Raw genomic sequence first — 10,065 nt, 5'->3', positions numbered from 1 at the left:
CCTAGCCTGTGGATTTTAGGCTGATGGAAACGCATTTAACAAAGCCAGTCAGCAGGACGCTCGCAAGCTCGCGCCTCTGCTGGCGGCGTTATGTGTGCGGAGAACTATGAGCGAATTTGAATTTAAATGCTCTTGTTGTGGAGAAACTCATAAGGGCATTCCGACATTTGGGGCGAATTATCCGATAACTGTATTGCAAATTCCCGAAGAGGAACGCGATGAAAGAGTTGATCTCGGGTCGGATGACTGCGTTATAGATGGCAAGGATTTTTATATTCGTGGCTGTATAGAAATTCCAGTCCAAGGATATGATGATCCTTTTGTTTGGGGTACATGGGTATCACTGAGCGAGGAAAGTTTTCTTAAATTCATTGAATATTTCAGTCAAGAAAAACGCTCACATATTGGCCCATTCTTTGGCTGGCACTGCGGTGACTTCAAGGTTTACGATGTGTCCTGTGTAAATTTAAAAACTAAAGTGCATTTGCGAGACAATGGGATTCGACCGTATATCGAATTAGAGCCAACTGATCATCCTATTTCCGTCGACCAGCGCGAAGGTATCACTAAAGAAAGGCTTGTCGAAATATACGAGGCTATGATGCATGGCTCGCAGTAAGCACATAACAATTTGCTGTACTCGGACCCAACTACGCGCCGCAAGCTTGTGGTTTGCTGCGCAAACTTTACCACAAGCTTGCTCTGCTCCGTTGGGCCGGTAAGCAAGGCGTTAACTTTATAGGAGGGGTTATGGAAACCGTATCGACAAGAGAAGAATTAAAGGCCGCACAAGAGGCAAAAGTGAAAGAAATTGTTGTTGTAGGAGATCTGGCAGGGAAGCTGAAGAAAGCTAAGAAAGTGGCTCTGCTGGGAAAGGTTGCATTAGCGGTCTTGGCTGCAACTTTGGGTGTGGCTACCTTTACAGCCCCTGTGACTGGCGGTCTTTCGTATCTGGCAGCGGCGCCTGCTGCTGCATTAACAGGTGCAGAAATCGCAGCAATTATCGCCGCTACAGCGTTAGGTGTTTCTTTAGTTATAGCTGTTTTCAAAGACTATGAGGAAATCTCCTTTGAAAATGGAAAAATGACCTTGAGACGAAAAGCAAAAAGTTAACAAGGCGCTGCTGCCGACAAGCGGCAGAGCGCGGCGTTAGCAGGGAATAAGAGTGGGAATACGACAAGGAAAATCTCTCAATCACTGGAATTATTTTTTAACCATAGAAAGTGATGTGGAGGCAATGACGAGATACATTGAGCCTTGTAAGGCCAATCAAGAAACCTATTCTCACGAATTGGCTCGGTTGCTGGTTGCAGCGGCATCTGAAGTTGATGTTCTACTAAAAAGCATCTGCACAAAAATCGATGTGGATTCAAAGGCATCGAGTGTTGGTAAATACGAAACAGTTCTTCGCGATAAATTACCTCAGATTTTTGATTTTAAGGTCCATATACCTAGGTGGGGCCTAAAGCTTAAGCCGTTCGAAGACTGGGGGAAAGATAAGTCGCCAGCCTGGTGGACTGCTTGCAATAAGGTGAAACATCATCGTGACACTCATTTCGCACAGGCGAGTTTAAAAAACACACTAAACAGTTTTGCAGCGCTATATATCACCAATCTTTATTATCATAAAGAGTTGGCCGAGAACGCGGGTTTGTTGCCAATACAAAAATTAATTCGCGCCGATGACGCTTATTTTAATGGCACTACGTTTGTTGATATTGAGTTTGGCATCAACTATGCGCTGTGATCTGCTAACAAGTGCGTCAATTAGGACGCTCGCAAGCTCGCGCCTATTACGCGGGCGTTATGCGCAAAAATAGATACGGAAGATGCCAATGAGTCAGATTATTACTGTTACTCCGACCGAAGAAGGTAAGGGTTATTGGCTGCACCAAGGGCTTGCAAAAGATCATTTTGCTCAGATTGAATCGGCGGACGTACTGATCGTTCCTGAGAAGGACTTCCGTCAGGGTGTGCCGTTTGTTTTTCATCAAGACACGGCTGCACTATTCAAGTACTTGCGAACGAATCTGGAGGATTCCACCTCTGTAGAGGTGTGCGCAAGCGATGAAGAGTACATGGAGATTGCTCTTCATTCGGCTACCCACCGATTTAGTACGATTATAACTACCTACGTGGCCGCGCCATTAATCGTTGGTCTGCTGACCAACTACCTCTATGACAACCTAAAAGCAAAACCAACAGACAATGTCGAGGTCGCACTCGTCGTCGAAGATCATGAGTGTAAGGCGTTTAAGTTTGAATTCACTGGCAAGGCGGAAGACTTTGGGTTGTTGGCAGACAAGGTGGGTGAGTTGGCTCGAAACTGCAAAGCCACTGACGGAGAGTCAGACGCTAGGGAATCGAAATGACCGAAGCGTTGTCTAGAGCTGTCGATGCTCTTCGCCGATTACGAGCGCCGGAGAGGAAATCGTCGTTCGTTCATGCTGAGTTTGCCGAAGAACAAATCCGTGAGGCTAAAGCGAAGGCCGTGGAGCGCGAAGATCAAGTCGAAGCAAGCCTGTTCTGGCAAGCAGAAACAATTCTAACTATTCAGCGCGGATTCATAGAGGCGTTTGACCTGCTAAAGAAACACGAATTCTATCAGGCGTGGTGCCAATTAGAGAGATGTGAAATAGAAATTGCAGCTCTCAGGCGCCACTATGCTCAGAACGATAGTGATTTGCACCGCATCGCCTATATCGAGTCCATGGTTGAGCGCTGGCAACGCCTATATCCATACAAGATGTTCTTTAGTCCTGAGATATTGAAAAAGAAGATTGCGTGCAGCATTTGTGGTGCTACCGTTTCGCCTCGTTCCAATTGTGGTCATATGAAGTTCGAGATTTATAATGGAGAAATGTGTTACCACAAGGTTGAAGAGCTGGAGTTCTTGTCAATATCTGCAGTAGAAACCCCCGTCCAGAAGTATTCGGTGGCATTCCTTGCTGATGAAGAAACCGGGGATCGGCGAGATCACTATGACTATGGCAACGTGAGATTCGTCGTAGAACGAGTCGCTTCCCCATTTCACGGATGGACGCCCGAGGCAACGACAAGAAACTTGACGGCTTCGGAGTTGGCGCATGTGTCTGCAGATAGACCTTGCCCGTGCATGTCCGGAAAGCAGTTTGGGGATTGCTGTTCTGGTAAGGCGGTTATTACTATCCCGCACCTACAAATTCATTTTTATGTGCCGCCAAATAAGGAGCTGCCGGAAAATGAGCTACTGCTATAGGGCTGCGCATAACACGGCGTTCCACCCGACCTCGCGCCGCAATGCGGCACTCGGCGGGTGAGCTTGGCGTTAAATTTATGATGAAGAATTACATCTCAGCTTTTATCTTTTCATGTTTGTTGGTGCTTCAGGCTTGCGATAATCGTGATTACAAACACATCGAAACACAGGATGTTGAAGGAGGCTTCCAATCTCGGGATGAAGGAAGGCCATATTTAGAGAAAAATAACGATGCTTTGCGGAAAGCGACTAAATTAATTCAGGATGAAAATTATTCGGAAGCTATAAAAATCTATCGCGATATAATCGATAAAAGCCCTAATGAGTATGCTGCTTATCATGGTCTAGGTACAGCTTACTTTTACCTTAATGATGTTGCTTTAGCTAAAAGCTGCTATGAGAAGGCAATATCGTTAAATCGCAACTTGATTTATTCATATGCCGGATTAGGAGCAATAGCTAAAAGGAATGGAAGTTATACTGAAGCAATATATCAATACAGCTCGGCAATTCGGATAAATAATGAATTTGCGCTTGCATACTATGGTAGAGCAGGTGCTTATGAGGAGATTAATAAATATCATAGAGCTGCCGATGATTACAATGAGGTGGTAAAGTTGGTGCCAAAATCAAGCTTGAGCCAAAAATCTTTGGAAAAGCTTATGGCAATAAAAAATTTAACAAGTCAAAGCACTCGGACATGGTAAAGCTGTCACCTTTTTTGTTCCAGAAAATGCCGCCAACTTCACCATGCCGGTGTTTGAGGCGTTGAATAACCTCAACCCTTCCTGGCCGGCCGTTCCCTGTTAGAGTGAGTCGAGGAACGGAGTCGGGGCGCGGGGGAGTCCAGAGGGGTGTCGCGCAGCACCCCTTTGGGCCTGTCCGGCGAGGACGTGCACGGTTATTGATGTGATGGCATCACCGGTTGGCAGCAAGTCATCCAAGTAAGACGCCATCACCACCTCGGATTCGCGTCTCACCGAGCGAAGCGAAGGAACGCCTGCAAGGCGGCCCCGAAGGGGTGAGCGCAGCGAATAACTGGCGCTCCTACAAAAGAGATAGTAGCGAGAGACTATCCGCCTACAACGGCTTCACAAACACCTTCGAATTCCGCTGCCAGTTATACAGCGACTGTCGGGCCCCTGGCAGCGCGTCCACGCCTGCCGCTTCAAACCCTTGCTGCTGAAACCAGTGGGCGGTGAGGGTGGTGAGCACGAACAGGCTTTGCAGGCCCTGTTCGCGGGCTCGCCGTTCCAGGTAGGCGAGTAGCTGGGCGCCGCGCTCCCCTTTGCGGTAGCTGGGGTGCACAGCCACACAGGCCAGTTCGCCGGTCTTGTCGTTCGGGAACGGATAGAGGGCGGCGCAGGCGATGACCATGCCGTCCCGTTCGGTGATGGCGAAGCGCTGGATTTCGTTTTCCAGCAGTTCCCGTGAACGACGCACCAGGGTGCCGTCCGCCTCCAGCGGTTCGATGAGTTCGAGAATGCCCCCCACGTCTTCAATGCGCGCGCCGCGCACGGTTTCGTAGGTTTCCCGGGTCACCAGGGTGCCGCAGCCGTCGCGGGTGAACAGTTCCTTGATCAGGGCGCCGTCCACATTGGCATCGAGCAAGTGGGCCCGGCCCACGCCATTACTGGCAGCATGGCAGGCGGCGGTGAGTTGGCGGTCGATATTGCTGTCCTTGAACAGGTCTTCGGCGAGCAATTTGCCCGCTTCCTGGGGCGACAGTTCCCGCAGCAGGTTGTCGCTGCCATCGGCAAGCCGCAGGTCGTTACCCATGAGGATCAGCTTGTCGGCACCCAGGGCGATGGCGGCGGTGGAGGCGACCTCTTCGGCATTGACGTTGAACAGTTCCCCGGTGGGCGAGCAGCCCAGCGGGGAGAGCAATACCACGTTGCCGGCATTGTGTTGCTGGCGAATGGCGTCCACATCAATGCGCCTTACTTCGCCCGTATGCTGGTAATCAAAGCCGTTACGCACTCCTACCGGTTTGGCGACCACAAAGTTGCCGCTGATCAGCCGGATGCTGGCGTTGTGCATGGGGGAGTTGGCCAGCCCCATGGAAAACAGGCCTTCCAGTTTCAGGCGCAGGGCTCCCACGGCGGCCATGACACCATCCAGCGCAGCGGCATCGGTGATGCGCATGTGCTGTTCGAAGTTGGATTCGATGCCTGCGTCCTTGAGTCGCGCGCTGATTTGCGGACGAGCACCATGGACCAGGACCAGCTTGATGCCGAGGCTGTTGAGCAGGGCCAGGTCGTGGATCAGGGTGGGCAGACGCGGTTCATCCAGCAGCTCTCCGGCCAGCATGACCACGAAGGTACGACCACGGTGCGCGTTGATGTACGGCGAGGAGTGGCGGAACCAATGGACCTGATTGTCGGGTGTGGTGCTGGACACGGTGTTTTCCCTGCTGCTTTACCCTTGAAGGGGCAGTAAGTGATTGATTGGCCAGTATAGCCAGTGGGGGCGTGCGGGCGCTAGCGGTCGGCTACTGCGTCGTTGTGGGAGCCTGCCTGCAGGCGAAAAAGGTCAGTTGTGAGATGCGAGTTTCGAGTTGCGAAAACCTGAAAGGCAGAGTGGGGCTTTCGAAACTCGTTACTCGAGACTCGAAACTTTATGCATTCTCAGTAGGGTGAATCGCTTGCAGGCAAGCTCCCACAATGGCGATGACGGAAGTTACGTCAAACAAAAACGCCGCCCGGAGGGCGGCGTTAGCGTCTTGCATCAGGCGTCAGGCATTCGATTACGCCCCAAACAGTCCCTTGAAGAAGTAGAAGAACAGGATGGAGAGCAGGGCGCCTGCCGGGAGGGTGACCACCCAGGAGGTGAAGATGGTGCTGATCACACGCAGGTTCAGGGAGCCGATGCCGCGGGCCATGCCCACGCCGAGGATGGCGCCCACCAGGGTATGCGTGGTGGAGATGGGCAGGCCGGTGCCGGAGGCCAAGACCACGGTGGTGGCGGCGCCCAGTTCGGCCGCGAAGCCGCGGGAGGGAGTCAGCTCGGTGATTTTCTTGCCGACTGTCGCCATGACCCGGGCGCCGAAAATGGCGAGACCAAAGACGATACCCATGGCACCTACCAGCAGGATCCAGCTGGGCATGGGGGCTTTGGCGCCCACCTGGCCGCCGGAGGCCAGTACGCTGTTGATGGCGGCCAGCGGGCCGACGGCGTTGGCCACGTCGTTGGAGCCGTGGGCAAACGCCATGGCGCAGGCGGTGAAGATCATCAGTACGGCGAACACCCGTTCCACGGAGCTGAAGCGGAAGTCCTTGTCGGCCTCCGGGTCAGGCTTGATGCGCTTGAGGAACATGGAGCCTGCGGCCATGACGATGGCGCCGCCACCCAGCGCCCAGAGAAAACTTTGCAGGAAGGTCAGGTGCAGGCCTACGTGTTTGAGGCCCTTCACCATGGTGACCATGGAGATCACGAAGCCGACCAGGAACATGTAGTAGGGCACCACTTTCTTGGCCCGTTCGAAAGGGTCATCGTGGTTGAGCACCAGCTTCTGCACGCTGCGTATCAAGGCAAAGGAGATGACCCCGGCCAGCAGTGGCGATGTTACCCAGCTGGCGACGATGGAGCCCACCTTGTCCCAGTGCACCGCATCCATGCCCAGGCCTACGGCGGCAAAGCCGACGATGGCACCGACGATGGAGTGGGTGGTGGAGACCGGCCAGCCGAACCAGGAGGCGACCATCAGCCAGATGCCGGCGGCAAGTAGCGCGGACATCATGCCGTAAATCAGGTACTGGGGGGCATGGGAGAAGGTTTCGGCATCGATGATGCCCTTGCGGATGGTGGCGGTGACTTCGCCCCCGGCCAGATAGGCCCCCGCAAATTCGAAGATAATGGCGATGATCACCGCCTGCTTGACGGTGAGCGCCTTGGCGCCCACCGAGGTGCCCATGGCGTTGGCGACGTCATTGGCACCCACCCCCCAGGCCATCAGGAAGCCGAACGCGCCGGCCAGCAACAGCATCAGGTAGGTATGCTCTAGCATCCACTCCATAAGAACTCTCCTAGCGTGCGACCAACATCTGCAGGCGGCCGCCCACTTTCTGGGCGCGATCGGCGAGATCGCCTACCCATTCGATGATCTTGTAGAGGAAGATGACGTCCACCGGGGACAGGTCGCTTTCCAGTTTAAAGAGGGTGGAGCGAATGACGATCTGTTGCTCGTCATTGGCGCGCTCCAGGCGGTCCAGTTCTTCGATCAGCTCTTCTACCAGACGAATTTCGCGGCCACTGAAGCCGGTTTCGATCAGCTCGTCCAGCTCATTGATGGCTTTCTGGGCCTGGGCTGAGGTGTCGATGGCGCCCTGTACATAGCTGCGCATGGCATCGGCGATGGGGGCGGGGATGGACATTTCCCGACCCAGCATCAGGCCGGAGATGTCCTTGGCCTTGTTGGCCACCTTGTCCTGCACGCTGATCAGCTCAAGCAGATCGGTGCGCGGCATGGGCAGGAACAGGCTCTTGGGCAGGTTCAGGCGAAATTCTTTCTTGAGCTCGTCAGCCTGGTTTTCCAGCTTGGCTACCTGTTTGCGCAGGGTGCGGGCCTGATCCCAGTCGCCGGCGATAACGGCGTCAAAGAATTGGGCCAGGCTGCAGGCGCACTCGTGCACGGTATCGTAATGTTGCTGGAGGGGTTTGATCGGGGAGCGGCCAAACAGGCCGGCAATGGAGCTTCCTAAGGACATAAGTGCCTCGGATCCAGGTTAGGGTGTTGGTATCTTCCCATGGTGCCAGGGCCGCGGCTATGGCGGTCCGGCGACAGACAGTGATGTCCTGTGTCACGCCACTGTCATGAAATTGGAGGCGAGTATAGAGAAACCCGGCGGCACTGTCAGGCCTTAACGACCTCTGGATGGCGCTTTGGTGTTAGGGTTACAGTATCTGCATATAACGATAAAGGCGCCTGATCACGAAACAGGGGCTGAACAGAATTCGGAGAGCCTTGAGTGAACGCCACTGCCAACCCCGCTATACCCAATGGATTGCACATCGATGTGCGCTGGTTGATGCGCGAACTACTGGAAGAGGGGCGGGTCAGTCAGGAAGACTTCAACGTCATTTCCACCACGCCTCGTGAAAAGAAGGAGCTCAACTGGCATCCGATCCAGATGCTGGCGAAATATCGCCTCACCGATCGTTCCGATACCCACCAGATTCTGGATGTGGACTTCCTGACCGAATGGCTGGGCAAGCGCGCGGACATGCGTGTCTATCATATTGATCCTCTCAAGGTGCAGGTGGATCAGGTAACCAATGTGATGAGCTATGCGTTCGCCGAGCGCCACGGCATTGTGGCGGTGGAAGTGCATCGCGATCGGGTGGTGGTGGCCTGTGACCAGCCGTTTATCCAGGACTGGAAGGCGCATCTGCAGCAGGTGCTGCGCGATCGCGAGCTGGAAGTCGTGCTGGCCAACCCGGAACATCTGCGCCGCTATCGCATCGAGTTCTACAACTTGAGTCGCTCTATTGCCGGTGCCGCGGGCAATACCGGTCAGGAAATGTCCGGGATCACCAACTTCGAGCAACTGCTGGAGGTGGGCAAGGGGCACCACGATGCAGACGACCAGCATATCGTCAATATTGTGGACTGGATTCTCCAGTATGCGTTCTCTCAGCGGGCCAGTGATATTCATCTGGAGCCACGCCGGGATACCGGCAAGATGCGTTTTCGTATCGATGGTGTACTGCATGACGTCTACGAGCTGCCAGCACCGATCATGGCGGCGGTGACCAGTCGCTTGAAGATTCTCAGTCGTTTGAATGTGGCGGAAAAGCGCAAGCCCCAGGATGGCCGCCTGAAGACCAAGTCGCCGGAGGGCAGCGAGATTGAGCTGCGGATCTCTACGCTGCCCACCGCCTTTGGTGAGAAGATGGTGATGCGGGTGTTCGATCCGGAGGTGCTGGTGCGCAGCTTCGAGCAGATGGGCTTCACCCGCGAGGACTACGCCACCTGGCAGCAGATGACCACGAATCCCCATGGGATCATTTTCGTGACCGGGCCGACCGGGTCCGGTAAGACCACCACCCTGTATTCCACCCTCAAGCAGCTGGCCACCAGTGAGGTGAATGTCTGCACCATTGAAGATCCCATCGAAATGGTGGAGCCCAGCTTCAACCAGATGCAGGTGCAAGCCAACATTGATGTGGGCTTTTCCCAGGGGGTGAAAGCCATGCTGCGTCAGGATCCGGATATCATCATGATTGGTGAGATCCGTGATCTGCAAACTGCGGAAATGGCGATCCAGGCGGCGCTCACCGGTCACCTGGTGCTGTCTACCCTGCATACCAATGATGCGCCGTCGTCCATTACCCGATTGGTGGATCTGGGCGTGGCGCCGTACATGATATCCGCCACTGTGATTGGGGTGATGGCCCAGCGCCTGGTGCGAACCCTGTGTCCGAACTGCAAGGAAGAGGTGGCGCCGGATGCGGATGCCTGGGAAGAGCTGGTGCGCCCCTTCAAGATGAAATTGCCGGAAAAGATCTGCCGCCCGGTGGGCTGTCTGGAGTGTCGGGGTACCGGTTACCTCGGGCGCATGGGGGTGTACGAAACCATGCCGCTTAACAGTGCGTTGAAGAATCAGATTACCCGCGGGGGTGACCTGGAAATGCTGACCCGCCAGTCCCTGAAGAACGGCATGAAGCCCCTGCGCATCAGCGGTGCCATGAAAGTGGCGAAGGGCCTGACCACCATTGAGGAAGTGATGCGGGTGACCCCGTCACAGGATATTTTGCTGGGGTGAGGCAGCTACGAGCTTCAAGCTACAAGCTACAAGGCGCGAGGTGGTGGGGTGCCGGGCTGGTAT

The 10,065-nt window shown here is 54.4% G+C and carries 10 protein-coding genes; 7 read left to right on the top strand and 3 right to left on the bottom strand.

Annotated elements, in window-relative coordinates; all coding sequences use genetic code 11:
* The first annotated feature begins 106 nt into the window (after positions 1 to 106).
* From GQF00_RS07080 to GQF00_RS07055, 6 genes are all read left to right on the top strand, one after another.
* Positions 107 to 619: a DUF2199 domain-containing protein gene (locus tag GQF00_RS07080; RefSeq protein WP_161318472.1), complete on the top strand. Its 513-nt coding sequence runs from the start codon at positions 107 to 109 to the stop codon at positions 617 to 619.
* 131 nt (positions 620 to 750) lie between these two features.
* On the top strand, positions 751 to 1,113 hold the full coding sequence (locus tag GQF00_RS07075; RefSeq protein WP_161318471.1) for a hypothetical protein: 363 nt from the start codon (positions 751 to 753) through the stop codon (positions 1,111 to 1,113).
* 52 nt (positions 1,114 to 1,165) lie between these two features.
* Complete coding sequence (locus tag GQF00_RS07070; RefSeq protein ID WP_161318470.1) at positions 1,166 to 1,747, top strand: hypothetical protein; 582 nt, start codon at positions 1,166 to 1,168, stop codon at positions 1,745 to 1,747.
* An 88-nt stretch (positions 1,748 to 1,835) separates the two neighbouring features.
* Positions 1,836 to 2,372 carry a hypothetical protein gene (locus tag GQF00_RS07065; RefSeq protein ID WP_161318469.1) on the top strand — a complete coding sequence of 179 codons (537 nt, stop codon included), beginning with the start codon at positions 1,836 to 1,838 and terminating at the stop codon, positions 2,370 to 2,372.
* On the top strand, positions 2,369 to 3,238 hold the full coding sequence (locus GQF00_RS07060) for a YecA family protein (protein WP_161318468.1): 870 nt from the start codon (positions 2,369 to 2,371) through the stop codon (positions 3,236 to 3,238). The genes GQF00_RS07065 and GQF00_RS07060 overlap by 4 nt, the downstream gene beginning before the upstream one ends.
* Positions 3,239 to 3,315: 77 nt before the next feature.
* Positions 3,316 to 3,945 carry a tetratricopeptide repeat protein gene (locus tag GQF00_RS07055; RefSeq protein WP_161318467.1) on the top strand — a complete coding sequence of 210 codons (630 nt, stop codon included), beginning with the start codon at positions 3,316 to 3,318 and terminating at the stop codon, positions 3,943 to 3,945.
* Positions 3,946 to 4,318: 373 nt separating this feature from the next.
* On the opposite strand, the gene argA is transcribed toward GQF00_RS07055, so the two are convergent.
* From argA to GQF00_RS07040, 3 genes are all read right to left on the bottom strand, one after another.
* Positions 4,319 to 5,638 carry an amino-acid N-acetyltransferase gene (gene argA / locus GQF00_RS07050; protein ID WP_161318466.1) on the bottom strand — a complete coding sequence of 440 codons (1,320 nt, stop codon included), beginning with the start codon at positions 5,636 to 5,638 and terminating at the stop codon, positions 4,319 to 4,321.
* Positions 5,639 to 5,984: 346 nt separating this feature from the next.
* Positions 5,985 to 7,253 carry an inorganic phosphate transporter gene (locus tag GQF00_RS07045; protein WP_161318465.1) on the bottom strand — a complete coding sequence of 423 codons (1,269 nt, stop codon included), beginning with the start codon at positions 7,251 to 7,253 and terminating at the stop codon, positions 5,985 to 5,987.
* Between the two features lie 10 nt (positions 7,254 to 7,263).
* On the bottom strand, positions 7,264 to 7,944 hold the full coding sequence (locus GQF00_RS07040) for a TIGR00153 family protein (protein ID WP_161318464.1): 681 nt from the start codon (positions 7,942 to 7,944) through the stop codon (positions 7,264 to 7,266).
* A gap of 321 nt (positions 7,945 to 8,265) precedes the next feature.
* Between GQF00_RS07040 and GQF00_RS07035 the strand changes: the two genes are divergently transcribed.
* Positions 8,266 to 10,002, top strand: a complete 1,737-nt coding sequence (locus GQF00_RS07035; protein WP_161319180.1) for a GspE/PulE family protein — start codon at positions 8,266 to 8,268, stop codon at positions 10,000 to 10,002.
* Positions 10,003 to 10,065: the final 63 nt, after the last annotated feature.

It is taken from the genome of Alcanivorax sp. DP30 (assembly GCF_009882945.1).
Lineage (GTDB): Bacteria > Pseudomonadota > Gammaproteobacteria > Pseudomonadales > Alcanivoracaceae > Alcanivorax.
Note: the sequence above shows the minus strand (reverse complement) of the source record. Positions and strands in the feature narration are given on the sequence as shown.